This window comes from Bacillus sp. BHET2, from assembly GCF_005938125.1.
Lineage (GTDB): Bacteria > Bacillota > Bacilli > Bacillales > Bacillaceae_B > Rossellomorea.
This window is the reverse complement of sequence record NZ_VCQN01000001.1, coordinates 322,884-348,052: the sequence shown is the minus strand read 5'-3', so window position 1 is coordinate 348,052 and position 25,169 is coordinate 322,884. Positions and strand designations below refer to the sequence as shown.

General features: G+C 40.8%; 24 protein-coding genes and 1 riboswitch. Of the genes, 7 read left to right on the top strand and 17 right to left on the bottom strand.

Annotated elements, in window-relative coordinates:
* Window positions 1–83 precede the first annotated feature (83 nt).
* Window positions 84–1,946 carry a DNA ligase D gene (locus FGG79_RS01805; RefSeq protein ID WP_138776044.1) on the top strand — a complete coding sequence of 621 codons (1,863 nt, stop codon included), beginning with the start codon at window positions 84–86 and terminating at the stop codon, window positions 1,944–1,946.
* A 24-nt stretch (window positions 1,947–1,970) separates the two neighbouring features.
* On the opposite strand, the gene dapF is transcribed toward FGG79_RS01805, so the two are convergent.
* Window positions 1,971–2,966, bottom strand: coding sequence for a diaminopimelate epimerase (gene dapF, locus FGG79_RS01800; protein WP_138776042.1), 996 nt, complete (start codon window positions 2,964–2,966; stop codon window positions 1,971–1,973).
* Between the two features lie 183 nt (window positions 2,967–3,149).
* Between dapF and FGG79_RS01795 the strand changes: the two genes are divergently transcribed.
* Window positions 3,150–3,446 carry a hypothetical protein gene (locus FGG79_RS01795; RefSeq protein WP_171050747.1) on the top strand — a complete coding sequence of 99 codons (297 nt, stop codon included), beginning with the start codon at window positions 3,150–3,152 and terminating at the stop codon, window positions 3,444–3,446.
* Window positions 3,447–3,451: 5 nt separating this feature from the next.
* Here FGG79_RS01795 and FGG79_RS01790 read toward each other — a convergent pair whose 3' ends face one another.
* The 9 genes from FGG79_RS01790 to FGG79_RS01750 form a co-directional block, all read right to left on the bottom strand.
* Window positions 3,452–4,699 (bottom strand): EAL and HDOD domain-containing protein, encoded by a 1,248-nt coding sequence (locus FGG79_RS01790; protein WP_138776038.1) that lies wholly within the window; start codon window positions 4,697–4,699, stop codon window positions 3,452–3,454.
* Between the two features lie 210 nt (window positions 4,700–4,909).
* Window positions 4,910–6,199 (bottom strand): NCS2 family permease, encoded by a 1,290-nt coding sequence (locus FGG79_RS01785; protein ID WP_138776036.1) that lies wholly within the window; start codon window positions 6,197–6,199, stop codon window positions 4,910–4,912.
* A 221-nt stretch (window positions 6,200–6,420) separates the two neighbouring features.
* Entirely contained in the window at window positions 6,421–6,891 is a 471-nt protein-coding gene (gene ribH / locus FGG79_RS01780) for a 6,7-dimethyl-8-ribityllumazine synthase (protein ID WP_138776034.1), read from the bottom strand.
* A 12-nt stretch (window positions 6,892–6,903) separates the two neighbouring features.
* Window positions 6,904–8,097, bottom strand: coding sequence for a bifunctional 3,4-dihydroxy-2-butanone-4-phosphate synthase/GTP cyclohydrolase II (locus tag FGG79_RS01775; protein WP_138776032.1), 1,194 nt, complete (start codon window positions 8,095–8,097; stop codon window positions 6,904–6,906).
* A 16-nt stretch (window positions 8,098–8,113) separates the two neighbouring features.
* The gene (ribE, locus tag FGG79_RS01770) at window positions 8,114–8,770 is read right to left on the bottom strand and encodes a riboflavin synthase (RefSeq protein WP_138776030.1); all 657 of its coding nucleotides are present in this window, start codon (window positions 8,768–8,770) and stop codon (window positions 8,114–8,116) included.
* Window positions 8,771–8,783: 13 nt separating this feature from the next.
* A complete protein-coding gene (gene ribD, locus FGG79_RS01765) occupies window positions 8,784–9,878 on the bottom strand; it encodes a bifunctional diaminohydroxyphosphoribosylaminopyrimidine deaminase/5-amino-6-(5-phosphoribosylamino)uracil reductase RibD (RefSeq protein WP_276607946.1) in 1,095 nt (364 codons plus the stop codon).
* Window positions 9,879–10,056: 178 nt separating this feature from the next.
* Window positions 10,057–10,199, bottom strand: a riboswitch (FMN riboswitch).
* Between the two features lie 248 nt (window positions 10,200–10,447).
* Window positions 10,448–11,143, bottom strand: coding sequence for a hypothetical protein (locus tag FGG79_RS01760; RefSeq protein ID WP_138776028.1), 696 nt, complete (start codon window positions 11,141–11,143; stop codon window positions 10,448–10,450).
* A gap of 142 nt (window positions 11,144–11,285) precedes the next feature.
* On the bottom strand, window positions 11,286–12,158 hold the full coding sequence (locus FGG79_RS01755; protein ID WP_138777528.1) for a patatin-like phospholipase family protein: 873 nt from the start codon (window positions 12,156–12,158) through the stop codon (window positions 11,286–11,288).
* Window positions 12,159–12,654: 496 nt separating this feature from the next.
* Window positions 12,655–12,978: a DUF4870 domain-containing protein gene (locus tag FGG79_RS01750; protein ID WP_171050746.1), complete on the bottom strand. Its 324-nt coding sequence runs from the start codon at window positions 12,976–12,978 to the stop codon at window positions 12,655–12,657.
* A gap of 209 nt (window positions 12,979–13,187) precedes the next feature.
* Between FGG79_RS01750 and FGG79_RS01745 the strand changes: the two genes are divergently transcribed.
* The 4 genes from FGG79_RS01745 (at window position 13,188) to FGG79_RS01730 (ending at window position 16,614) form a co-directional block, all read left to right on the top strand.
* Window positions 13,188–13,967: an undecaprenyl-diphosphate phosphatase gene (locus FGG79_RS01745; RefSeq protein WP_138776024.1), complete on the top strand. Its 780-nt coding sequence runs from the start codon at window positions 13,188–13,190 to the stop codon at window positions 13,965–13,967.
* 10 nt (window positions 13,968–13,977) lie between these two features.
* Window positions 13,978–14,577 (top strand): undecaprenyl phosphate transporter UptA, encoded by a 600-nt coding sequence (gene uptA / locus FGG79_RS01740; protein ID WP_138776022.1) that lies wholly within the window; start codon window positions 13,978–13,980, stop codon window positions 14,575–14,577.
* Window positions 14,578–14,640: 63 nt separating this feature from the next.
* Window positions 14,641–15,771, top strand: a complete 1,131-nt coding sequence (locus FGG79_RS01735) for an amidohydrolase (protein ID WP_138776020.1) — start codon at window positions 14,641–14,643, stop codon at window positions 15,769–15,771.
* A gap of 285 nt (window positions 15,772–16,056) precedes the next feature.
* The gene (locus FGG79_RS01730; protein ID WP_138776018.1) at window positions 16,057–16,614 is read left to right on the top strand and encodes a GNAT family N-acetyltransferase; all 558 of its coding nucleotides are present in this window, start codon (window positions 16,057–16,059) and stop codon (window positions 16,612–16,614) included.
* A 546-nt stretch (window positions 16,615–17,160) separates the two neighbouring features.
* On the opposite strand, the gene FGG79_RS01725 is transcribed toward FGG79_RS01730, so the two are convergent.
* The 7 genes from FGG79_RS01725 to FGG79_RS01695 form a co-directional block, all read right to left on the bottom strand.
* The gene (locus FGG79_RS01725) at window positions 17,161–17,742 is read right to left on the bottom strand and encodes a hypothetical protein (RefSeq protein WP_138776015.1); all 582 of its coding nucleotides are present in this window, start codon (window positions 17,740–17,742) and stop codon (window positions 17,161–17,163) included.
* Between the two features lie 363 nt (window positions 17,743–18,105).
* Entirely contained in the window at window positions 18,106–18,255 is a 150-nt protein-coding gene (locus FGG79_RS01720; protein ID WP_138776013.1) for a DUF2639 domain-containing protein, read from the bottom strand.
* A gap of 60 nt (window positions 18,256–18,315) precedes the next feature.
* Entirely contained in the window at window positions 18,316–19,386 is a 1,071-nt protein-coding gene (locus FGG79_RS01715) for an undecaprenyldiphospho-muramoylpentapeptide beta-N-acetylglucosaminyltransferase (RefSeq protein ID WP_138776011.1), read from the bottom strand.
* Between the two features lie 144 nt (window positions 19,387–19,530).
* On the bottom strand, window positions 19,531–21,033 hold the full coding sequence (locus FGG79_RS01710) for a phytoene desaturase family protein (RefSeq protein WP_138776009.1): 1,503 nt from the start codon (window positions 21,031–21,033) through the stop codon (window positions 19,531–19,533).
* Window positions 21,030–22,124, bottom strand: a complete 1,095-nt coding sequence (locus tag FGG79_RS01705) for a glycosyltransferase family 2 protein (protein WP_240794176.1) — start codon at window positions 22,122–22,124, stop codon at window positions 21,030–21,032. Before FGG79_RS01705 ends, FGG79_RS01710 begins: the two co-directional genes overlap by 4 nt.
* Before the next feature lie 13 nt (window positions 22,125–22,137).
* The gene (locus FGG79_RS01700; protein WP_138776007.1) at window positions 22,138–22,854 is read right to left on the bottom strand and encodes a lysophospholipid acyltransferase family protein; all 717 of its coding nucleotides are present in this window, start codon (window positions 22,852–22,854) and stop codon (window positions 22,138–22,140) included.
* Window positions 22,851–23,618: a carotenoid biosynthesis protein gene (locus tag FGG79_RS01695; RefSeq protein ID WP_171050745.1), complete on the bottom strand. Its 768-nt coding sequence runs from the start codon at window positions 23,616–23,618 to the stop codon at window positions 22,851–22,853. Before FGG79_RS01695 ends, FGG79_RS01700 begins: the two co-directional genes overlap by 4 nt.
* 157 nt (window positions 23,619–23,775) lie before the next feature.
* Here FGG79_RS01695 and FGG79_RS01690 point away from each other — a divergent pair, with 157 nt between their 5' ends.
* Window positions 23,776–25,143 (top strand): MATE family efflux transporter, encoded by a 1,368-nt coding sequence (locus tag FGG79_RS01690; protein ID WP_138776003.1) that lies wholly within the window; start codon window positions 23,776–23,778, stop codon window positions 25,141–25,143.
* The last annotated feature ends 26 nt before the right edge of the window (window positions 25,144–25,169 follow it).

Sequence of the window (25,169 nt, the reverse complement as noted above, 5' to 3'; positions counted from 1 at the left end):
CTCCAGCACTCTTCATCCCCTTTAACATTTGGAAATATTTCAGCTCTTATGTGGTCACACTAAGCTTAAAAAAAGGTGAACATATGAGACCGATGCTTCCTACCCTACAACATGAAATCCCAACTAAAGGAGACTGGTATTACGAAGTCAAATATGATGGTTTCCGAGGAATCCTCTCAGTTCATTCTCAAGAGGAAATGAGTCTGCAAAGTCGTAATGGGAAAGAGTTATTATCCATCTTTCCTGAGTTAGAGGAACAGATCAAAACATTACTCAGTGAATTTAAACTCCCTCTACCCTTTGTACTAGATGGTGAAATTGTATTGTTACGTTCTTCCTATAGCAGTGAATTCGCTGAGTTGCAAACTAGAGGAAGAATGCGTAACAGGGAAAAGATTAAACGTGCAGCTACACTAAGACCTGTTAAATTTCTCGCATTTGATTTACTTCAATGGGAGAAGAATACATATGATCAAATGGCTTATTATAAAAGGAAAGGGAAATTAAGGGAACTCTTTTCCCTTATCCAGTTCCCTTTAGAACCGTCCCCCTCTCATCCAGCCGTCATTCAGATGGTTCCCCATTTCACGGACCACCAGCTGCTATGGGACCTTGTCCAAAAGGAAGAAGGAGAAGGAATGGTCGCAAAGGGAAAACAGAGTAAATGGGAAGAAGGCAAACGAAGTACTAACTGGATTAAGTGCAAGAACTGGAAGAAATGTAAGTGTTTCATTACATCGTTTGACGAAAAAAACGATTATTTTCACATTGGCGTCTATGACAAGGAACAAATTATATCGGTCGGATCGTTTCATTTTGGGCTTTCTCCTGAGGATAAGCAGACTTTAAAACCCTTGATTAAGAAAAATAGTTCGATGAAAAAGCACTCTCGCTATTACATTGACCCTTCCATTACAGTAGAGATTTATTATTTACATGTGTATGATGGTCAATTGAGAGAGCCCCATTTTCATCAGTTTCTCTTTTCCACTTCCCATGAGTCATGTACGCTAGAGCAATTCCTCATCGATGACGCATCTATTCCTAAGGAAGTCGAAATCACCCATCCTGAAAAGGAGTTGTTTCGGAAGGTATCTTTGACGAAACTTGATTATATTCGTTATTTAAGAAAAATGTCGGTGATTATCCTGCCTTTTTTGATGCGACGTCCATTGACTTGTATTCGCTTTCCTCATGGGGTATTTGGTGAATCCTTTTATCAAAAAAACACTCCGGACTATGCTCCACCATTTGTTGAAACGTACCAGGAGGAATCAATCGATTTCACATTATGCCATAACCTGGAGACGTTGCTCTGGCTAGGAAACCAATTAGCTTTGGAATTTCACGTCCCTTTCCAAAAAATCAACGATGCATATGTGAATGAAATCGTTTTTGATTTAGATCCCCCAAACAGGGATCAATTTCCCCTTGCAGTAAAAGCGGCTGTAATCATGAAAGAATTATTTGACCAATTGAACCTTCAAAGCTTTGTTAAAACTTCTGGAAACAAGGGCCTTCAAGTGTATATCCCCATACCGACTGGATACACATGGGACGATACTTCATTATTTACAGAATTCATTGCTCATTTCCTAGTGTCTAATTACCCCGACGACTTCACAATTGAACGGTTAAAGAAGAACCGAAAAGGGAGACTTTATGTAGACTATGTCCAGCATGGAGAAGGAAAAACGATTATTGCACCCTATTCAATAAGGGGGAATGAAGATGCTCTGGTTGCTACCCCCCTCTGGTGGCATGAAGTAAATGATGATCTCCACCCTGGTCATTTTACAATAGACGTGGTGTTGAAACGGTTTCAACAGTTTGGTTGTCCCTTTAGCCAGTTCGAAACGATCAAGGAGTTTCAGCTATTCGACAAAGTGGTCCATTTTTTGAAAGAGCAGTCCAGCCCAAAGAAAAAAGGTGGCCCACAAGCATAGCTGATGGGACACCACTCTGTTCATTTATGCAGTTAGAAACACCTTATTATCTACAATTGATTTTGCATGGTTTTGAAGAAGTTCATACGTTCCTTCTTCAGTGAAGTCAATTCTAGATACTTCACGATAGCTTTCAGGATGCTTAATAGACAATTCAATCTGAGACTGATAAAGATATGTTGCATTCCCGATCAATTCCATACTGTAGTGCCCTTCACCTAATTGATTCACCACTACACGAACTTTCCCACCGTTGTTATATACATCGATTTCCTTGCCAAAATCATTCTGACCGAGCAAACACGTTACGAGACTAGAAGCTGACATCGCCGTTCCGCAAGCGTTTGTGAATCCGACACCTCTTTCAAAAGTTCGGACATAGATTGCACCTCTCTCAAGTGGATGAACAAAACTCACATTCACCCCATCAGGAAAAAGATTGTTGGGTCCATTCACTGTCTCTGATATCGTTTTCTGCTCATTAGACAGAATATGCTCTGTGCTTACGACACTGATCAGATGAGGATTAGGTACGGCCAATGCCGAAAAGGTCAATCGGTCCGAAATTTCCGGAAGGCTTTCATTAAGCAGTGTTTTACGTTCCATATTCATCGGCAATTCATTCAAATCAAATAAAACAGGGGAAATTTCGACATTATATGTTGGTATGTTTTCATAAATAGCTTCCTGTTGAGAAACATGCAGATCCGCTTTCATCGTCTGGATGACAATCCTTGGTTTGTCTAGAAGCTCACACACATAGCGACCTACACATCGAAGACCGTTCCCACACATGGATGCTTCAGAACCGTCTGCGTTAAACACCCGCATTTCTGCATCACATCTTTCACTCGCCAACACAAAGAGAATTCCGTCTGCTCCTGGGCCAGATTTACGGTCACATAATGCAAGGGCAAGATTTTGCCTTGCTCCCTCTGAAAATTCGTAACCATGAGTCATTTCATCAATTAGCAAAAAGTCATTTCCAGAGCCATGACATTTAATTAGATTCAAGTTCATCGTGAATCCCTCCACGGTAATTTACTAGTAAACTATTCATAATAGTTTTAGCTTGCCACAAACAAGCTCTTTACGCAATCATCTTTATTTTCATGTAGGAAAGAAATTCTCTATATTTCGTTACGAAACATCTTATATTTGAATTATTCCCTACATTTCGAGAAAATGGAATGGGTGATGATTATGAAGGAAGAATATCGATTTCGTTTTCAAGTCCATAAGGTGGATGAAGCTAGTGATGAATATCAATCTAGGGATGTTATGGTGTTGGCACGAATCCAGAATGAGAAAAAAGACCTTCTTTATGAAGGCCTCTTTCGGGTGCGCTATAATCAAATTGGCATTTATCCCTTTCCTGCAGATGTAGCGCAACAAATTTCTTCAAAGCATTTGCAGCGCCTCCTTCTTATGGAATTGAAAAGATATATAAAGCCACAAAGAAGATATCTGACTCCAGGTGAATATAAACCCGTATGGTGATGGTGTTACCTCACCTCAGCTATTTCCTGGGTCAGTAGATCTTCTGTCCATTTACATGCGGTTTGATAGCTTTCCATGACCTCCCGTTTATGTAACGCCAGTTCATCCATTATAGAATCGATCGCGGTCCAATCTGCTTTCTCAATCGAGACCACAAGTTCCAGTATGTCCTTAAGATCATTCTGAGAGCCTGTTAGTGCACTACATATATCATCATTCAACGGTAAATCCTTTAGAATATGATCAATTGGCATTGATAAAATGGTATCCATCAATGAAAACATCCCGGTCAGGAAATAACTTGATTTCATTGATGTATGGTTTCGCTTCTCAGCCAATAATTCGCACATCTTAGCCCTCATTAAACATAAGGTGATTACTTCATTCTTAAGCTGCCTTCTTTTCCCCACTTGTTCCCGGACTGCTAATATATAGATCCATCGTTTAATTTCCACCAGACCAAGAAGAACAATCGCCTGGCGAATAGAATGAATCTTATGTTTAGGACGGTAAGCAGGTGAATTCATCAATTTCAACAGTTTATAGGATAGTGAGAGATCCTGTTCAATCAATTGACTGATTAACTCAATGCTCGGTTCCGTCATTTCAAGTCCCTGAATGATGGAATAATATGAATGAAAATAAGTTGGGACATCATGGGTCGAGATGATCTTAGGTCTGCTGAAGAAATACCCTTGAAAGAAATGATAGCCTTTCTGCTTCGCTTCCTCATATTCGGCATCTGTTTCCACCTTTTCCGCCAGAAGCTTATACCCTAGTAAATGGGAGAGTACTTCGATACCTCCCCGCTCTTCTTCGCTTGTATTCAAGAAATCGACCTTTACATAATCCGCCACTTTCATTAAATCCCTGCAGGAGTGATTCGTTTCATTAAATACAAAATCGTCTAAAGCAATCTTATAACCCAACTCTTTTAACTCTTTGCATACAGACACCACTTCAGGACTCGGAATCACACTTTCGAGAATCTCCACGACGATTTCCCTTGGATTAAAATAAGTTGGAACTCTTAACTTCAAAAGATTTTCAGTAAAATTAATAAAGCACGGTTTACCAGCTGACAAACTTTCCAGACCGATATTTAAATAGCTATTAATGATGACATCCGCTGTGGCCTGATCCCCATCAATATTCGGAAACATATTCATTTCATTATTTCGGTAAAGAAGCTCATACGCCGTTGTTTCACCATTCCGATCGAAAATTGGCTGCCTGGCTACAAATACTTCCATCAAACCCACTCCTGCTTTATCACTAGTAACTACCAGTTAAATAGTATAAAAGAATCATAATTACTAATATATTAACAAGAAATATGTGGAAAGTCCACGGAATATGACAGCATTTGTGCTCCTTAACCTGCATAATTTTACTTTTCGTTCATTGAAAAACTCAAGTGGAGGTGGCTATGATAGCCACCTCCACTTGAGTTCTTTACAGCTCTAATGAATCGAATGAACGAAGAAATTCATAAGAAACAGAGCAGCGATAATATATAGAGGAATGGATACTTCTCTCGCTTTACCAGTAGCCAGTTTCAAAACTGGGTACAGAATAAAGCCGATGGCGATTCCGTCTGCGATACTATACGTAAACGGAATCATCGCAATGATGAAAATGGCTGGAAAAGCCTCTGTTAAATCACGAAGATCCATATGTCGTATATTCTGAATCATTAAGCCACCAATGATAATTAGAATCGGAGCTATTGCATGATCTGGAATCCACTTTAAATAAGGAATGAACAATACTGAACCTAAGAATAATACTCCAGTAGTCAAGCTTGTTAAGCCGGTACGACCACCTGCCGTCATAGCTGCAGCACTTTCTACCGTAGATACTGTCGGACTCGTTCCGAAGAATCCAGAAGTAAAGGCAGAAAAAGCATTTGCTTGGAAGGCTTTAGGGTATTTATGGGGTTGATCGATCATATCCAGATGTCCATGAACCAGACCGATATTTTCAAATACTAGCACCATTGTAACAGAAAAAACCGCAATCCAAAACGGGATTTCCATAATGGCACTAAAGGATATTTGACCGAAAACCTGGCTGTATTCACTCAATTGAAATGAGCTTGATTGTATCGATGGCTCAATTCCAAAGATGAACCCCAGTAATGTACCAAAGGCGATACTCCATAAAAATTGACCTTTTACATTGCGTAAGAAAAGAAAAATCGTCACTAGGAATGTCAGCACGGTCGCCAACACTTTTAATTCCCCAAAGTCACCAATCATGATAATGGCACTGTCTCCTCTTTGAATGAGACCACCCTTTTCAAGACCGATAAACATTAGAAACATCCCTAACCCAACGGTAATGGCTTCTTTTAATGTTTTGGGAATAGCTTCTGATAATACTTTTGCAAGCTTTGTAAATGCAATGATCATAAAGAGTATTCCTGAAATCACTACCACAGCTAAAGCTTCCTGCCACGTTAAGCCGGATGATTTGACAAGTGTAAATGTAAACATGGCATTAATCCCCATACCTGGAACCAAAAGGATTGGCGCATTTGCCCAAAAGGCCATCACCAAACACCCTACGAAGGAAGCAAGAATGGTCGCCATGACCGCTCCTTCGAATGGAATTCCAGCTTCAGAAAGAATTAAAGCATTTACAGCAATGATGTAGACAATGGTAAAATAACCAATTGCACCTGCCATCATCTCCTGCTTCATCGTGGTACCGTGATTCTTTAATTGAAAAATACCTCCACGTGCTTTCATACATAATCTTCCTATAAAACTGCCCTCTCCCTACCCGCTCCTCCCTATATTAGGGGGAGCCACAAAATACTATTTTAGCAAAAGGTCTGACGTTTGCCAATAAATATTTTCAAGAGTGAAACTTGGGTCTATATTAGACAGATTTACTTTATACATTTTCTGAGGTCCGTCCCTCCAAAAAAGCCTTGGCTCCAAGATTGGAGACAAGGCTTTGGGATTTCTTATTTATCGATTTCGCGAATAAGGTTAGCCATTTCAATGGCGGATACGGCCGCTTCCCAACCTTTGTTCCCGGCTTTTGTTCCGGCTCTTTCGATTGCCTGTTCAATGGTATCTGTTGTCAATACGCCGAAGATGACTGGGATATCCTCCTGTAATCCGAGATTAGCCACTCCTTTGGCAACCTCACCGCTTACGTATTCAAAATGAGCTGTTGCTCCCCTGATGACTGTTCCAAGTGTAATCACAGCATCATATTTCCCTGAACGGGCAAGTTTCTTGGCGATCATTGGGATTTCAAATGCTCCTGGCACCCATGTGACCGAGACGCTTCCTTCTTCCACTCCGTGTCTTTTCAAGGCATCTTCTGCTCCACCTAAAAGTTTTGAGGTGATAAATTCGTTGAAGCGCGAAACGACAATCGCCACTCTTAATCCTGACCCTACTAAATTACCTTCATAAATTGTTTTCATTGTATGTTCCTCCTAAAATTTAAGTATATGTCCTAATTTTGCGTGTTTTGTTTTTAAATACTTTTCGTTTTCGAATTTCGCCGGCATTTGAATCGGAACCCGGTCCACTATTTCCAAGCCGTATCCGTTGATTCCAGCAATCTTTCTTGGGTTATTAGTGAGTAGACGCATTTTCACTATACCTAAATCCCTCAATATCTGTGCTCCGATTCCATATTCCCTTAAATCGTCTCCAAAGCCCAGTTTTTGATTGGCCTCAACCGTATCATAGCCTTCTTCTTGAAGCTTATAGGCCTTCAATTTGTTGATTAGTCCAATTCCGCGGCCTTCTTGCCTCATGTATAGGAGAACACCTTTTCCTTGTTCTTCAATCTGGGTAAGAGCAGTGACAAGCTGCGGACCACAATCACAGCGATTGGATCCAAATACATCTCCAGTTAAGCATTCGGAGTGCACGCGAACAAGCACGTCTTCATCCTCTGACCAATCCCCCTTCACAAGGGCAATATGCTCTTTTCCTGTAAGATTTTCAGTGTACGCTACCGCTTTGAAGTTTCCAAATTCAGTAGGAAGATCTATTTCCACTTCTCTTGTCACAAGCTTCTCTTTTTTCCTTCTATAACGGATGAGATCTTCAATAGAGATGATCTTTAGATCCCACTTCTCGGCAAGCTTCATTAATTCAGGCACCCTTGCCATCGTCCCGTCTTCATTCATGATTTCACATATAACGCCAGAAGGCTCTGCGCCTGATAAGTGCGCCAAATCGATGGCTGCTTCTGTATGGCCTGCCCTCTTTAATACTCCACCTTTTTTCGCTACAAGCGGAAACACATGACCTGGACGTTTGAAGTCTTCTGGCGCTGAAGCTGGATTCAATAACTCCTGAATGGTAGCAGATCTTTCATATGCACTAATTCCGGTTGTTGCCGATTTGTGGTCAACCGAGATGGTGAAGGCTGTTCCATGAGGGTCGGTATTTGACATAGTCATTGGGGAAAGCTTTAATTTCTGTGCAAGATCTTCGGTTATCGGTGCACATATTAAGCCCCTTCCCTCTTTCGCCATAAAATTAATGACTTCCGGAGTCGCTTTATCGGATAGTGCAATAAAGTCTCCTTCATTTTCGCGATTTTCATCATCGACGACAATGACCACTTTTCCTGCCTGTAAATCTTCAAGTGCTTCTTCAATCTTATTAAACATGGGACAACCCCTCCTCTTAGTCAGCGAAACCATTTTGAGATAAAAAATCATAGCTGAGGCTGTTTGATGTGCTATTGGACTGCTCCTTTGCCTCATAAAAGCGATGAAAATATTTTGCCATCACGTCACATTCAATATTGACACGATCCCCTACTTTCTTCTCGCCAAGTACGGTGTCTCCTCTCGTTTGAGGAATCAACGAAATCGTTATCGCATTCTTTTTCACACCAAACACGGTTAAGGAAGTACCGTCTATAGCGACAGAGCCTTTCATGATAAACAGATGACTCTGATTTTCCGGAATGGAAATGTCCATATACCATGCATTTTCGACTTTCTCTATTCTGATAATGGTACCTATCCCGTCTACATGTCCATTGACAAAATGCCCGCCAAAACGGCCATTAGCTGCCATGGCTCTCTCCAGGTTCACTTTCTGACCACGGGAAAGTGTCCGCAATGTTGTCCCTTCAAAGGTTTCAGGCATCACGTCCACTTGGAATTGCCTGGAGCTGAATGATGTAACGGTTAAACAAACTCCGTTCACACTGATGCTGTCCCCGATATGAACGTCTTCCATGATGCCGCTCGCAGAAATCGTAAGTTCCATGGAAGAGGAAGATTTCTTCATATGTTCGATCAACCCAATTTCTTCAATGATTCCAGTAAACATCCTTCTCCCCCTTTCACAAAGGTTCACTCTTAGGTATAGCTACAATTTTGATATCCTTCCCTACTCGTTTAAAGGAGGCAATTTCCATTTCCAACCCTTCTGCAATGGTTGGAAATCCTTCTCCTCCAAAGCTTGTGAAAGCAGAGCTACCTCCTACGAGTTTAGGTGACATATACATAATCAATTCCTGAAAGACTTTTTCCTTTAAAAAGGTAGAATGAATGGTAGAACCACCTTCTACATAAAGGGAAACCATATGCCGGTCACCGAGTTCTTTTAATACAGTGCGAATATCGATCTTTTCTCCTTCAAGGGAAATGATTTCACAACCTCGGTCCAAAAAGGGTCGTTTCTGTTCTTCATTGACAGAATTCCCCGTGAAGATGATGGTGTTACTTTCTAAATCTTCCACTACATGTGAGTGGAGAGGTGTTCGTAAATAAGTATCTAAAATAATTCGAATGGGGTTTTTTCCACCTTGGGGCAAACGGGTGGTAAGGTGTGGGTTATCTTGAATGACGGTATTGACTCCTACTAATATCGCGTCATGCCGATGACGATCATAGTGGACATCTGTTCGTGATGTTTCTGATGTAATCCATTTACTATCCCCTGAAGCTGAAGCCGTTTTTCCGTCTAATGTAACAGCTGTCTTAAGGGTGACATAAGGGGTGCCGGATTGGATAAAATGAAAGAAATGTTTGTTAAGCTCGAGTGCTTCTCCCTCAAGTTCACCAACATACACCTCAATACCCGCCTCTCTCAGCTGCTTAATTCCACTTCCCGCCACTAATGGATTGGGATCTGTACTCGCAATATGGACACGCTTTACTCCACTTGATATCAGTAGCTCGGAACAGGGAGGTGTTTTCCCGTAATGAGAACAAGGTTCCAGAGTGACGTAGACATCACTCCCTTTCGCCTTTTCTCCTGCAGCTTTAATGGCTTGAACCTCTGCATGACCTTCGCCAGCCTTGAGGTGTGCTCCCATTCCGACGATTTCACCATTTTTCACCACTACCGCTCCTACAACAGGATTTGGTGAAGTTTGACCTTGAGTAGACTCCGCCATGGAGAGTGCAAGCTTCATATAATGGGTATGATTCAAACGATTGACCCCCTTCCCTGCTTCAAGATTGTTTCATAAACTAAATAAACCCCAAGTACTATTTCTACTTGGGGGAAGTTGGCATGACTAAATAAAGTATTCTATCGATGTGTTAAAAAGGATAAATTATCCATATTTCATCGTATGGACATCTCACCTTAGTATCAAAAAAATACTGCCGTTCCTTCTCCCATCCAGACTTTCACTGTCGGCTTTGGAGTTTCACCAAATCCACCGTCTAATAAACAATAGCCGGGTCACGGACTAAGAGCATAGCTCATCACCGCCGGTAGGGAATTTCACCCTGCCCCGAAGGAAACCTATTCGATTATCATTATTCTATCATAGTTTTTACAGAGATAGCGTGTTTGTTGCCTCAAAAGTGTATGATTGATTGAATTTCCCTACTAAAGGTGTGATTAGATAGCCGTTACTATGGGAAAAAGAATGCATCCAGTAATAAGAAGCATCCTCTGTTTGGCCAATCAAAGTATTCATTTTTAATGCATGTATCCTTTCACTTAACTAAACCTATTCATTAGGATGCCCCATTTGGGGAAAATGATAAGCTATGAGGTAAGGAAATAATCACTGTCTACATACCAAAGAAAGATTAAGAGCCAATCCAGGTCTTCACTGTACGTTTCATAATATGAAACGTAGCTGTGATGGGAGTCAAATAGCCTTTGTACACTCTGTGGCAGAAATCCTTTTTGCAAGGATAGGTAATTTTTTTCATTATAGTTCAAAATCCATCTTTTGTTCCCTTTATAGATAAGAACCTTGTCACCTTTGTCACTTCGCCATTCAATAGCGGTAGCACTCTGATATTTCAAGCGAAAACCCATTCTCTTATCTTCTATATCAATTTGTAAGATCCTGCTCCATTTTGCGAATGACAGTGGACGTTTATTCTTTCGGTGGAATAGGTAATGTTTCGGATTATTGATCAGGGACGTCCTTTGAATATGGTAGTCTGACCAACCATTTGTCTTCAAGTAATAGAAGCCCTCCTTCGTTTGAACTCCTACAAGAGCATGCTGGGATACAGGTATATTTTCATAAAATAAGCGATTTGCTTTTCTTAATTCTTTTTTGACACTGTAGCTGAGATATAAATTTGAGCATGCCGGGATAAATAGAAGTAAGGGGAAATAATAAAGTTGTTGAATCACCATTAGCATTCCTACACCCATTAGAAAATACATGACACTACGAAAAAGCAGCGTATATTGTTCATTCTTGTAAATTTGATAGAGGTTCATGAAATGCTCGTCCTTTCAAGGAATCTCTATCATATGTATGTCACAAATCAAGAAAAAGACCATCTGAATAAAAATAAACGGTGGAATCCAAAGAATTCTCCCCTTCAAAAGGTGAGTCATCCTGACGATTCCACGCTTACATTTAACTCTGAACGAGTGAACTTGACTGGTTCCATTCCACAATATGTTTCATTTTTAATTCGGCGTCACGGTAACCCTGCCAATATAATTCGTCCAGCTTTTGTGGGTTTTTTTCAATCCGGCTTACCTTTAGAGGATGCTGAGGCTGAATGATCAAGACTTCCCCATTTTTTTCTTTTTCTTCTACTTCTTGTATTGTTTGATTATAACGCAAGTATCGGTTCATCATCGTTTTATGAAGCTCAGGAAATTGTGGATACTTTCTTTTCACAAGAAAGGAAAACCTCGACGGCTTTTTGTAATATCCTCTGTTTCTTGTTAGAATAACAACATTTTTCCGATAGCCGTCCTGCTCCGCTTTTCGGATGGGAACCGGATCACTTATTCCTCCATCCAGGAGGTAACGGGAACCAAATTCGACCATCGGGGCAACGAAAGGTAATGAGCTCGATGCCCGAATAATCGTCAACAGGTCTTCACCATAGTCATTTCTCGAGAAATAGACTGGGTTACCTGAATGGCAATCTGTCGTCCCGACAACGAATTCAGTGGAATTCGAATGAAAGGCTTTATAATCAAAAGGAACAAGCTTATTAGGGATTTCATCAAACACATAATCCATTCCGAATAACTCTCCCGTTTTCCAATAGTTACGCCAAGATAAATATTTAGGGTCTTGGATGAAGTCAACATTTACCTTTTTGTTACGGCCGTTTTGCTTGGATAAGTAGGACGCTGCATTGCAAGCACCTGCAGACACACCGATTACATATGGAAATTCAATCCCTTGTTCCAAGAAATATTCAAGTGCTCCAGCCGTATAGATCCCTCTCATCCCGCCACCTTCTAGAACGAGACCAGTTTCATTCACCATCATCGTATTGCCCCCTCGCCATAGTTTGTAGTAGATAGTGTTTTACTTCTACAGGAAAAACGTTTATATAAGATTATTCTCCAATTGTTATCCAGCATAGAATATATGTACCTCTCTTGCACGCGGAATGGTAATTCTCCTTCACCAGAACCAAATAAACCACTATATTTTCCCACAACATAATAGGAATGTGTACTATTTTGCTTGAACACTTCATGGCATGTTAAATCAATTGGAAGACCTTAAATGTATAGTTAGGATTTGTCATAGTGATCCTCCTACCACTACCAACATTCGACATAAATAAAGAAAATCCTTTTCCTGACATCCAAGAGGTCCTTCCCTCCTATCGCACATACTCATAGACAGAGCCTTGGCAGCTCCAATGTTAGAAAACAACAATCTTTGCGAAATACTTGCGAAAAAGCCTTTTATTATGATGTTTTTCTTAGGACAAAAAAAAGAACCCATGGATCTCCATGAGTTCTTCCTTAAATTATTTAAGTAAGCGAAAGATGGTTGGAATGTGGTAATACTCTCCCTCGTAAGCTCGAATGGCACCGAGGATTGTAAAGATCAATGCGAGAACGCCGACGACCGGGGCGAGCACAAATCCTATTAGCACCACCATCAGAATCGAGCTGACAAACCCGTAGACAGCATATGAAATAAGAAAGTTGAAATATTCCTTCCCATGGAAGTCCACAAACTCCGAATCATCTTTCTTAATGAGCCAGATGACCAATGGTCCAATGAATAATGTGAAGAAACTTAATATATAAATAAGAGCAGCCATTAATCTTTCATCTTTTGTTGGCATTTTATTCACCCCTGTTCAAAATCTATTTCGTAACATTCAATTGTGTCTTCTCTTATATTTACGTGCAGGATACCATAAAGTTTCACCCATTTATACAATTATCTCATCTGATTTTTTTGATTTCGTACAGTCTTCATGAAACGTGGATGATTGGAATATAAGTATAAAAAGGAGTTTGTCCTTTTACTGGCAGAAAGGAAGTGAAGAATGTGAGTAAATTTGAAGCCTTCATTCTGGGAATCATACAGGGTTTAACTGAGTTTCTTCCGATATCAAGCACCGGACACCTTTATCTTGGCAGGCTGACGTTCGGTCTGGAAGAAGCTGGTCTCTATTTGGATACCATGCTTCATATCGGAACATTGATCGCTGTTCTCGTAGTGTATCAAAAGGAACTTCTTTATATGATAAAAAACCCTTTTAGTAAATTATCATGGATACTTATTATCGGTACCATACCTGCGGTGATTGTAGGATTCCTATTCGAAGACTTCTTTGACTCGATTTCAAAGACCGGAACGACGATCGGATGGGAATTTCTTGCAACTGGATGCATTATGTATCTTGCAGATGGAGTGAAAAATGGGTATAAAAAGCTGGATGACCTTTCTTACACAGACGCGTTGGTGATTGGAAGCTTTCAAGCTGCCGCTATATTCCCGGCGCTATCAAGATCAGGATTGACCATCGCGGCGGGCCTGTTCCGGAAATTGGACCGGGAAACAGCAGCTTATTTTTCCTTTCTCCTCTCTACCCCTGCCATTTTAGGTGGGATCGTTCTTCAAGGAAAAGAAATGATAGGAGGAAGTGTGGAAGCGATTTCTTTCTCAAGTTTGGTCATCGGGACGGTGAGTGCTGCGTTATTCGGCTACTTCGCCATTCTCACCATGGTTAATTTCTTGAAGAAGCACTCTCTTAAAATATTCTCCTATTATGTATGGTCGCTAGGAATCTTAATCCTTATTCTTCAATATTCAGGAATCATGTAGGAGGAAAACGATGAACCATGAATGGATTATGCAAATTCTTACATTTCTAACGGATTTAGGATATCTCGGCATCGCACTGGCATTGATGATTGAAGTTATTCCAAGTGAACTTGTTCTAAGCTTTTCAGGTTTTATGGTAAGCACAGGTAAGCTCACGTTTATTGGAGCATTTCTAAGCGGTGTCATCGGTGGAACCGTAGCTCAATTATTTCTTTATTGGTTGGGGTATTATGGCGGCAGACCGTTTTTTGAAAAGTACGGAAAGTACATGTTTATACAACCTAAACACATACATGCAGCAGAGAAATGGTTTGAGAATCATGGAACGATCGTAATCTTCACCGCTCGTTTTATACCAATTGTTCGCCATGCCATAAGTATTCCGGCAGGTATCAGCCGAATGCCGCTATCAACGTTCAGTTTGTATACATTCGCTGCCATGCTCCCGTGGACCTTATTGTTCATGGTTATCGGTATGGAACTAGGTACACATTGGGAACATATAGAAGTAATCGGGATCCGCTATATTAAACCACTCAGTTTAATAGCCCTTGTATCGACGATGATCTATCTGTACTTTTCCAATCGAAGAAATAAAAGGAAGGATTAACTTTTTTTTATTCTTGAAATTGTTTAAAATAAGAAGGAAACAAGCCCTATGAAAGGATACACTATGAATTCCATACTATTTAACAACGTAACCATCTATCCCATTACTTCTAAGCCTATTCCAAACGGAGCCGTATTGATAAAAGACGGCAAAATCAAACAGATCTTTCCTCATAGTATAGATTCTAGCGGGCATGCTTCAGTCTATGATTGCCAAGGAAAGTTTCTTCTACCCGGCTTCATTGATTCCCATACCCATTTAGGATTATATGATGAAGGGACAGGCTGGGCCGGCAACGACGCCAATGAAACCATTGAACCGATGACTCCGCATATCAGGGCCTTTGACGGTGTATATCCTTTAGATCCAGGCTTTAAAGACGCTCTTAAATATGGCGTCACAACGGTGAACGTCATGCCTGGGAGTGCAAATGTCATCGGAGGCACGACCTCGGTCATTAAAACGCACGGCTTTAACATTCAATCCATGCTCATTAAAGAAACTTCCGGACTGAAAATAGCCCTTGGTGAGAACCCGAAACGCATTCATAGTAATGGAAACAATGATTCTATTACAAGGATGGGGATTATGGGGATGCTTAGAGAAGCTTTTTTCAAAGCGAAGTATTGTGATCAACCTGAGGAACTAAGAGTCGCACCACTGGTTTCTGCATTAAAACGTGAAATTCCAGTTAGGATTCACGCCCACCGTGCTGACGATATCTTATCTGCCGTAAGGTTTGCTGAAGAATTCAACCTTGATCTTCGCATTGAGCATTGTACAGAGGGTCATCTTATTTCCGATGAACTTCACGGGAAGAATTTAAAGGTTTCAGTAGGACCAACCTTTACAAGAAGGTCAAAGGTTGAGCTAAAAAACAAGAGCTGGATCACGTATCAAAAACTAACAGAATCAGGTGTCGAGGTCTCCATTACAACCGATCATCCTTACACTCCGATCCAGTACTTGAATATGTGTGCGGCAATCACCGTTCGTGAAGGACTTGATGAACAAAAGGCTTTGGAAGGGATCACCATCCTCCCGGCCAGAAACCTTGGAGTATCTGACCGAATCGGCAGTATCGATGTAGGAAAAGATGCGGATTTGGTCTTATGGAGCCACCATCCATTTCACTTTATGTCCAAGCCTCTTGTGACATTTGTAAACGGAGAAATCGCTTATCAAAACGTGTAGAAATTTGTTAAAAATTTTCATCAAAAATACGCATTTTACCTATTTCCTTTTTAAGAAATTTCGTATATGATACAAATGGATAATATATTTCAAGTTACATTGTTCTAAAAACGCGCTCTATTCTTAGATTGAGCGATTGTAAACAAGGGAAGGCAAAAGGTGCGCCACCAGTTCGTTAACTGGTCTTAGTGGGTTCGATTCCCACCCCGAAATTTTTTAGTTACCATTTAAAAATTTCGAGGGTGGGATCGTACGCAAGTAGACTACCCTCAAGGAGGGTCTACTATGATCAAAAAACGTGAACTGCATGAGTGTCATGAACTTTATGACCTGATGGTGCACCCGGATGTCTTCCCTTTTGTGCGCCAAAAAGCGCACTCTTATGAGGAACTTTTATTCTTAACGAAACAAACGATTGAATCAGAAGAACGTGGAGAACTTATTTCCCGTACAATTCTGGATGAATGGGGAAACCCGATCGGCACGATTAACTTATTCGACATTCAGGAAAGCGCTGGATTCCTGGGAACCTGGCTTGGTAAACCTTTTCATGGCAAAGGATATAATCAACCAGCGAAGGACGCCTTCTTTTCCGAATTGTTCTTTGAGCTTGGAATGGAAACCATATTCATGAGAATCCGGAAAGTGAATACACGCTCACAAAAGGCTGCAGAAAAGCTCCCATATGTGGTGAAAGCCAATGAATCGAGAAAATCACTTTATGAACAATTAAATGCTCAGGAAGAGGTATATAATCTTTATGAAATCCCTAAAGATTTGTATACTCTGTATTTATATCAACTTCAATCATCCCAGGAAGACGATCAAGCGCTCGAAGCTTAAACTTGGTTAATTTAAAAAGGTTATCATCTTAAGGACCTAATCCTTGTGTGATAACCTTTTTTTATGGCTGTTTTCGTAAACTTTGTTGCTTTTTAATAGTGTGTAGTGATTTCCGCTGCAGGTGCTCGCTTTCCGCGGGGCGTGAGTTGAGCCTCCTCGGGCTTTGCCCTGCGGGGTCTCAACTTTCCCGCAATTCCCGCAGGAGTCGAGCACCTTCCGCTACAATCAACCAAGTTGTTTCTCTTAAATGATTTAAAAGAGTAGAACACAACATTTTTTAACGTGTGTAATGGTCTATTTTAGCTTCACTAGTAAGCTCTGTCACGATATCTCATTTAGATGGTGAGGGGAACGGCGTAGACTCCTGCGGAAAAACGGGCGTGCCGAGACCCCGGAAGCGCAGCTGAGGAGGCTTGGCCGTTCGTCCGCCGGAAAGCGAAGCCGTTCCCCTCACCAACTACCGCACTCACCAATAGACAGAGCCTTGGCAGCCCCTATGTTAGAAAACAACAATCTTTGCGAAAAGAGTCTTTTTTATTTAAAGGGTTAAAAAGAAGCATGAATCATAAATAAAAATGTAAAAGCGATAGCCAATTTCAAATGCCATGCTTGATCTTTTCTCTTGAATCGTTTAAACCCCATAAACACCAGAAAAATCAATACGCCCGTCGAGAGAATACCTGTAATGTACGTAAAGTCCCAAGGAAAATCTCTTATTAATGCGAGCACCCCATGTAATAGCACTCCTGCTGTTGCTAGCAGTGCAAGAGGGACATGCCATTTTCTCAAGAATTTCGCTGAGAATTGGACCATGCGTTTTAACGAAAGATTTCTCCACCTTATTTCTTTCAAACTCTTCCATTTCAGTAATAGATAAACTGGATACATGCTGAGAACAATAAAATATACAATCCTTGTTACTGATCCGACTTGTTTGACGAACCCATTGTAGGAATCCTCTTCCATCATCATTAGCATCCCATTATATACAAAAATGAGGATTAGTCCTGCCAAGCCGATACCAGCACTTAATGATGAATACAACAGAACGTTTTTTCGTTCTTTAGGATTTGGAATGGTAGTTGATAAAAAAGAAGAATGGTTACTGTTTTTCCTTTTTGAGCTCAATTTATATACCCCTCGTCTGTTTGTAATGATGAGGTTAGTATACTACTTTAAAATGAAAATTAAATGAAAATTGAACATGTCTAAGCAAAAGTTTCTAACTGATTTAAAACAACAACCTTTGGGAAAGCCACTTTTCGTAAACTTTATTGCCATTTAATGTGGGGAGTAGTAGTTGATCTACTCTGCAGGTGCTCGCTTTCCGCTGTGCGTGAGTTGACCCTCGTGTTCAAGAGAAGATTCACTACTAATCACCCACATTTTACGTTTAATATCAGTATTAAGAATGAGAATTAAAAAAGGAGTTGTAGGATGAGGATGCATATCATTTTCAGATAAGCACCCTTAACCTACGAGCCCTTTTTTTTATTTCTTTTTCGCTATTTTTTCGAAGTACAGGTTCCTTACAACAAAGGTCTTGTAATTTTCCAATTTCCTTTTTTCAAGAGGATGATGGTTGATTCCCATCTTTTTAAGCTCTTGAAGGTACCATCCTTTTGAAAATTGATAAGCCATTCCACTTCTCCCCTTCTACCATTTGTATACTATATGCTTAAAGGGGATGTAGATGACTTGTTACCTTGCCATTGTTGAAAGTTCTTCGTACATATCTTGTATGGTGTAGGCTTTCTGACCTTTTTCCATGTTCTGAATAATGGTATCTCTGCTTCCTGTCAATTCATTGACTTTCATCAAGAAACTCTCTTGGTTCAGTTTTTCTTCCTCCAATTTTAGCGCGTAGCCATGCTTGACGAAACTATCTGCATTGAGGATTTGATCTCCGCGACTCGCTTCCCTCGATAGGGGAATCAATAACATCGGTTTTTTCAATGCAAGAAATTCAAATATTGAATTAGAACCTGCACGGGAGATCACATAATCAGTCATTGCCAAGTAATGGGGAAGTTCACTTTTAATGAACTCATATTGTCGATACCCTTTTTGAATATAAGCTTCATCTATATTTCCCTTACCGCAAATGTGGATGATTTGAAAACGGGAAAGGAGCTCCTCCAGATTTCCCCTTACTGATTCGTTGATCTTTCTTGCACCCAGACTTCCACCCATAATCAACAAGACAGGCTTCTCATCATAATACCCTGCTAATCTCTTTCCTTCACTCGCGTCACCCGAGAACAATTCTTCTCGGATAATCGCTCCAGCACATAATGATTTATCGCTAGGAAGCGAATGTACCGTTTCAGGGAATGTAGTGAATATTTTTGTCGCAAACGGAACCGCCAGCTTGTTCGCAAGTCCCGGAGTCACATCAGATTCGTGGATCGCTACTGGAATTTTTGCAATTTTAGCAGCCATCACCACGGGCACAGAGACAAATCCTCCTTTAGAAAAGATGATGTCTGGCTTTGTCTTCCGAATAACCGATAAGGCATCAAACACACCCTTCATCACTCGAAAAGGATCTGAAAAGTTTTTCCAGGAGAAATATCTTCGTAGTTTCCCGCTGGAGATACTTTCATAAGGAATATGTGGAAATTGTTCTGTAATGATCTCTTTTTCAATTCCGTCTTCTGATCCAATATACGTAATGTCCCAACCCTCTTTTTCAAAGTGTGGAATCAATGCTGTATTAACCGTTACGTGACCTGCCGAACCTCCGCCGGTAAATAAAATGCGTTTATTCATATGTATAAACTCCTAACTCCATTTTCTAATGTGTTTCTCTCTCACCATTATACACTTTACCAAAAATGTAGCCGGGATAGAACTACGAAAATTTGACAAAAGAACTACGGAATCCTTTCATCCTCATCAAGAAGAACCCTTCTCTCATTCATTGCTAGAAAATGAATGATCTTTCTGAGAAACAAATTTATCTCTTTTCAATATATAATTGGCGACATTCCTTCCGCTAATCGTCACCATCGGGGATCCTCCCCCTGGATGAGTTGTACCTCCAACATAGAATAGGTGGTCGATGTCTTTACTGACGTTGGAAGGACGAAGGAACGCTTCCGTCATGCGGTGGGAAGCGAGACCGTAGAGTGCTCCTTTATAAGCGGAAAATTGACGTTTTATCGAGTTCGGTGTGTACACTCTCTCGACCTCTAAGTACTCTCTAATCGGTAAACCCAAATCTTCTAATTTAGTGTAAATCTTTTCTTTATACGACTCTACCTCTTCCTCTGTTAGCTCAATGGCGGGGGCATTCACAAGAATAAATAGATTACTGCCTTTGGAAATGTCTCGTTCTGTAGCCGCCGAATGGCTAATATAGATCGTTGGGTCACTCGGGAGGGATTTCTTGTTGAAAATTTCCGAAAACTCCTTTTGATAATTTCCAGTGAAATACACCTGGTGATGATGAACACCAGCCTGATAATTTCGTAACCCAGCCAGAATCACAAAAGCAGAAATAGACGGTTCATACGCGTCCAATTTCCTGTCCGGGTGGCTCGGCCGCTCCGCTTCTTTAATCAAATGCTTAGTAGCCGTAATGAAATCCCCATTTACAATCACATCTTGAGCATACATTGTCTCATCTCTATCGGTAACGACACCAATTGCTCTTTTTTCCTTCACTACAACCTCTTTAACCCGTGTCCCAAAGTGGATATTCCCCCCAAGCTCTTTGAAAAATTGGTAGAAACCTTTCGCAATGCTTGGATTTCCTCCCTTTGTGTAATACACCCCATCCTTCATCTCAAGATGACCGATCAGCGAAAAGGTGGCAGGACACTCGTATGGTGAAGAGCCAATATATGTGGCGTATCGATTAAACACCTTCAAAACATCTTCATCCTGAAAAAATCTCCGGTGAAAATGATCCATCTTTTCAAAGGGACGGACCTTCATAAAGCTGTAGGAAAGCTGCGGGGCGAGATAATCTCTCCAGGACCCAAAAACACGGTAGAAAAACCCACGCTCTGCTAATGTATAAAGCTTTTCAACTTCCTTTAAATACTCCTTGTAATGAGTTGCCCCATATGGATCTATCTTTTCAAGTTCTGATATCATTTCATCGGGGTCTGCTGACTGATATAGAATTTCCCCATTTGGAAAAATGTTCTTCGTATGTTTAACAAGTCTTTCAAACTCAAAATAATGAGAGGCGTCACCCCCTGCGTCATTGATCACCGATTGAAAAACTTCAGGCATCGTAATCGTATTCGGGCCAAAATCAAAAGAATATCCGTTCATTTCAACAGGCATCATCTTCCCGCCTGGATGGAGATTTTCATCTATGATCGTTACATTGTAGCCTTTGCTTTGAAGTGATATGCCTGCAGACAATCCCCCTAGTCCACCACCAATAATAATGACGCTAGTCATGAATAAGTCCTTCCTTTCCAAGTGTAGCCTTGTTTCTTTACACCCTTCAGCATCGATGCCCACATGATGATGATAAAGCATACGGAAGCGACCGGCATGAGGAGAAAATGCCAACGGGATTGATTTGACGATAGATCGACAAGAAGGGTTTGTATCCAAATCGCTGCTAGCGGGATGCAATAGCTCCATTCTCCATCAATGAGTCCATAGATGAATAACGGCACAGGCAAAGTATAAAAGACAAAATAAAAAATCGAGAGCAGGATAACCGAGACCGGATTCCTTCCTAATCCTATGTAAATATTCTTAAGGAATCCTTCCCACACTTCCATATTCGTATCATACATATGACATTTTACATCAGAGGTATTATTCACAAGTACAGCTTTCCATCCGTTTTCTTTCACTTTCCTCGTAATATGGACATCTTCCAATAGGGATGATTTTACAGCTTCATGTCCTCCACAATCGTCATATGCTTCCTTCTTAAAAAACATAAACGCACCATGAGCAGCTGTAAACGCTTTTCTGGTTGAATGATTCGCCACCGCTATCGGTAAATGAAAATACACCAGGAAATGCTGAAATGGTACCAACATCTTACTAAGTAAATTCGGAATGGGGAATTGGGGAAATCCAGTGATCAGACCAGCATCATATTTGACCATTTGGTACAGCACTTTTTCAATAATGGACGGGGAGATCCTGACATCCGCGTCAAGATAAAGCAAATATTCCCCATTGGCATGTAGACTAAGTTCTCTGCAGGCATGCACTTTTCCTACCCACCCTTTAGGGAGAGGTTTGCCGTCGATAATCTTGAATCGATCGTCTTCATTGGTCGTTTGAGTTAACAATTCCCTTGTCCGATCAGTCGATCCATCATCCAGGAGGATTACCTCTAGTGGAGAATAGGTAATCTTCTTGATACTTTCCATTAACCCGACTACATTCCTTTCCTCATTTCTCAAAGGGACAAGAACAGAAACCAGCTCATTTGAAGATAACTTACGTGAAAGCTTTGGTAAAAAAAGCAGATTGAGAAATGTTGCCAATACAAACAAAAGTGTCATCAGTATATAATAATTCACCGTCTCCCCTCCTCTACTTTCTTTTTTTCCAAAAACTCAGCCACTCACTGCTTGTTGGAAATCCTTTAAGGAGTAATTGAAAGTCGGAAAGTTCTTCATGTATGATATCCTTTTTAAGGGCATCAAGCCTTCTTTCCATCACAATCCGAAGCCTTTCTGTACGTTCTTTCCTGGACTGGTCCTCCCGCTCTTCTAAAGGCTCTTCATTGAGCCGGATAAAAACTTCAGGTCTTTGGTCATGACGAAATGTGTAATAGAAGCTGACCGAAGTCAATTTAATTTCAGGATTCCGCTCTTGTAGGAAGGCAGGTCCGCTCATAAAGGTTAGGGGCCTCTGTTCTAGATGCTCCTCTTTTCCTTGAGGAAAGATCCAGACGGTTTTCTTCTCTTGCAAGCATTTTTCAGCAAACTTTAATGAAGTGACTAGATCTTTAGGGGAATCGGGGTTCACCGAGAAGGCTCCTATTTTCCGAAAGAAAGAGAAATCCTCCATCCCCTTCTGGCTCATCATGGCATAACTATCTTCTTTCACAACATAATGATTGACATAGAATACCAATAACCCGTCCCACCAGCTAGAATGATTGGCTAAAAGTAAATGTCCTTTTTGGGGTGTACCCTCTTTTCTCTGGTCATCGATCCACACACGGTAAAAATGTTTTTTCAACTGATAGATAAGATAATACGCCAAGAGGTGTTGGAACCCCTTACTTTTGTTCGGTTCGATCATTTTACCTTCTCCAATCGCAGTCTGATTAAAAGGGATAGGGTGTAAAATGCAAGTGTAACGAAGACCGCTAACCACAACCCTTCCACCATTGCCGTCACCATAAACATAAAAATTACAAGGAAGTATAATCGCTTCATCTTGGAAGTCCAACGTCCAGATTCCCCATCTCGTTTCACTATCAAATAGAGAATAAATTGGAGGACAAAAGATACGAAAAACCACCCTAAGAAATTTTGTGAAGGAATTTGATAATACAATCCTCCCTCATCCCATATCCAGTATTCCCGTCCTATATAAGCGACAGGATCGATGATCAAGTCCATTGTGACCGCAAGTAGAGACGTGACCGAACTATAGATTAAAGCCCCGACCCCAGTCTTCTTCCTCTCGAGGAGAAATTCATAATGAGCCATACTTGTGAAAATGACCATTATCCAAGCGAAGCCAATTGTGATCGGCACCCCGAATAACTTGACTCCAAAGTCTTGTTCATAGTGATATCTTCCAAATATTAGTCCATAATGAACACCTAATGACTCGGCAAAGATCGTTGTGAGCATTATACAAATCGCTATGACCGCACCAATCCGACCCTTTATTCTCTTCATTGCATAGAGAATAGCCAAAAAACCGGCTAAATATAAGAAAACGGCATTTGCCCATTGAAGAGCTGCCGGCAGCCAATCAAGAGAAACAAGGATTATACCTACCACGTACCATATTAAAAACACAATCCAAATCCAGTCATCCCACCGTTTCGTCATTCTCTTCCTCCCATGCTTGTTCTTTGCTATCACCATTATATAAGAATCATTCATTTACAAGTATGATTAACTCTCTATCTCCCCTGAAAATATGGTACAGTATGATAGTAAAAATATGCCTGTGCATTAAAGGAAGATATTCAAAGGAGACCGTGTTATGAGAGAAACCCATACATTAACAGATAAAATGAAACAATTATCCATTATCCTGTTTCCTATCCTTGTCACTCAACTTGGTATGTTTGCCATGAATTTCTTTGATACGATCATGTCAGGAAAATATTCCCCAATCGACCTTGCAGGCGTTGCCATTGGATCATCTCTTTGGGTCCCAATCTTCACAGGGCTGAGTGGAATATTACTGGCGGTAACACCAATCGTTGCTCAATTGATCGGGGGAGGAAATAAAAAGGATGTTCCTCACACTGTCCTTCAAGGGGTATATGCAGCCATTGCATTATCCCTACTCGTGATGATCGTTGGCGGCTTCATTTTAAATCCAATCCTAAATGGAATGAATATAGAAGCTGGGGTTCGTTCTGTAGCGGGGAATTATCTTATCGCCTTATCATTTGGGATGATCCCATTATTCGTATACAATGTGTTAAGGTCATTCATTGATGCTCTTGGTATGACTAGGATCACCATGTTCATCACACTAATATCCCTTCCGGTAAATGTAGTATTTAATTACCTGCTCATTTTCGGGAAGTTTGGTTTCCCCGCATTAGGTGGAGTCGGTGCGGGCTATGCATCTGCCATCACTTATTGGGTCATTACACTGATTGCTTTCTGGGTCGTTCATACAGTGCGTCCCTTTAGCCTATACTCTATCTTCAGAACCATCCGTAAGCCTGATCTTTCTGAATGGAAAGAACTCTTTATCATCGGGGTTCCAATAGGACTATCGATTTTCTTTGAAGTGAGCATCTTTTCAGCTGTGACGCTACTAATGAGCAATTACGATACGTTCGTCATCGCTGCTCATCAGGCTGCCATTAATTTCGCATCATTTCTTTATATGATCCCCCTCAGTATATCTATGGCGTTAACCATCGTTGTAGGGTTTGAGGTTGGGGCAAAAAGGCTAAGGGATGCAAAGGTTTACAGCTGGATTGGCGTCAGTTTTGCGCTACTCCTGGCTGTCCTATATGGTGTGGTATTACTTGTATTTCGATCTGAGATATCACACCTCTATTCAGATGATGATTATGTCTTGGAATTGATAGCACATTTCCTTTTATACGCCGTATTTTTTCAGCTTTCCGATGCTATTCAAGCTCCTGTCCAGGGAGCCCTTAGGGGTTATAAGGATGTAAATATCACCTTTATTATGGCTCTCATTTCCTATTGGGTGATCGGGTTACCTTTAGGATATATACTTGCAAACTATACAGGCTTCGGACCATATGGGTACTGGTTGGGACTTACTTCCGGTTTAACGGCAGGTGCCATTACGTTATCTGCACGACTCATATATATCCAGAAAAAATATCGAAAGCATTATGGTCTTAAAACTGAATAACCATTATATTAAATAAAGAGCCACGG

Excerpts from the sequence above, each read along its gene's own strand:
- FGG79_RS01750 (WP_171050746.1), bottom strand. The coding sequence starts at position 12,978 with ATGCCAACAAAAGATGAAAGATTAATGGCTGCTCTTATTTATATATTA.
- dapF (WP_138776042.1), bottom strand. The coding sequence starts at position 2,966 with ATGAACTTGAATCTAATTAAATGTCATGGCTCTGGAAATGACTTTTTG.
- FGG79_RS01715 (WP_138776011.1), bottom strand. The coding sequence starts at position 19,386 with ATGAATAAACGCATTTTATTTACCGGCGGAGGTTCGGCAGGTCACGTA.
- FGG79_RS01755 (WP_138777528.1), bottom strand. The coding sequence starts at position 12,158 with ATGGTGAATGAAACTGGTCTCGTTCTAGAAGGTGGCGGGATGAGAGGG.
- ribH (WP_138776034.1), bottom strand. The coding sequence starts at position 6,891 with ATGAAAACAATTTATGAAGGTAATTTAGTAGGGTCAGGATTAAGAGTG.
- FGG79_RS01720 (WP_138776013.1), bottom strand. The coding sequence starts at position 18,255 with ATGGCTTATCAATTTTCAAAAGGATGGTACCTTCAAGAGCTTAAAAAG.
- FGG79_RS01790 (WP_138776038.1), bottom strand. The coding sequence starts at position 4,699 with ATGGAAGTATTTGTAGCCAGGCAGCCAATTTTCGATCGGAATGGTGAA.
- FGG79_RS01805 (WP_138776044.1), top strand. The coding sequence starts at position 84 with ATGAGACCGATGCTTCCTACCCTACAACATGAAATCCCAACTAAAGGA.
- FGG79_RS01690 (WP_138776003.1), top strand. The coding sequence starts at position 23,776 with ATGAGAGAAACCCATACATTAACAGATAAAATGAAACAATTATCCATT.
- FGG79_RS01795 (WP_171050747.1), top strand. The coding sequence starts at position 3,150 with ATGAAGGAAGAATATCGATTTCGTTTTCAAGTCCATAAGGTGGATGAA.
- FGG79_RS01760 (WP_138776028.1), bottom strand. The coding sequence starts at position 11,143 with ATGAACCTCTATCAAATTTACAAGAATGAACAATATACGCTGCTTTTT.
- FGG79_RS01735 (WP_138776020.1), top strand. The coding sequence starts at position 14,641 with ATGAATTCCATACTATTTAACAACGTAACCATCTATCCCATTACTTCT.
- FGG79_RS01695 (WP_171050745.1), bottom strand. The coding sequence starts at position 23,618 with ATGACGAAACGGTGGGATGACTGGATTTGGATTGTGTTTTTAATATGG.
- FGG79_RS01785 (WP_138776036.1), bottom strand. The coding sequence starts at position 6,199 with ATGAAAGCACGTGGAGGTATTTTTCAATTAAAGAATCACGGTACCACG.
- FGG79_RS01710 (WP_138776009.1), bottom strand. The coding sequence starts at position 21,033 with ATGACTAGCGTCATTATTATTGGTGGTGGACTAGGGGGATTGTCTGCA.
- FGG79_RS01730 (WP_138776018.1), top strand. The coding sequence starts at position 16,057 with ATGATCAAAAAACGTGAACTGCATGAGTGTCATGAACTTTATGACCTG.
- FGG79_RS01700 (WP_138776007.1), bottom strand. The coding sequence starts at position 22,854 with ATGATCGAACCGAACAAAAGTAAGGGGTTCCAACACCTCTTGGCGTAT.
- FGG79_RS01775 (WP_138776032.1), bottom strand. The coding sequence starts at position 8,097 with ATGTTTAATAAGATTGAAGAAGCACTTGAAGATTTACAGGCAGGAAAA.
- uptA (WP_138776022.1), top strand. The coding sequence starts at position 13,978 with ATGAACCATGAATGGATTATGCAAATTCTTACATTTCTAACGGATTTA.
- ribE (WP_138776030.1), bottom strand. The coding sequence starts at position 8,770 with ATGTTTACTGGAATCATTGAAGAAATTGGGTTGATCGAACATATGAAG.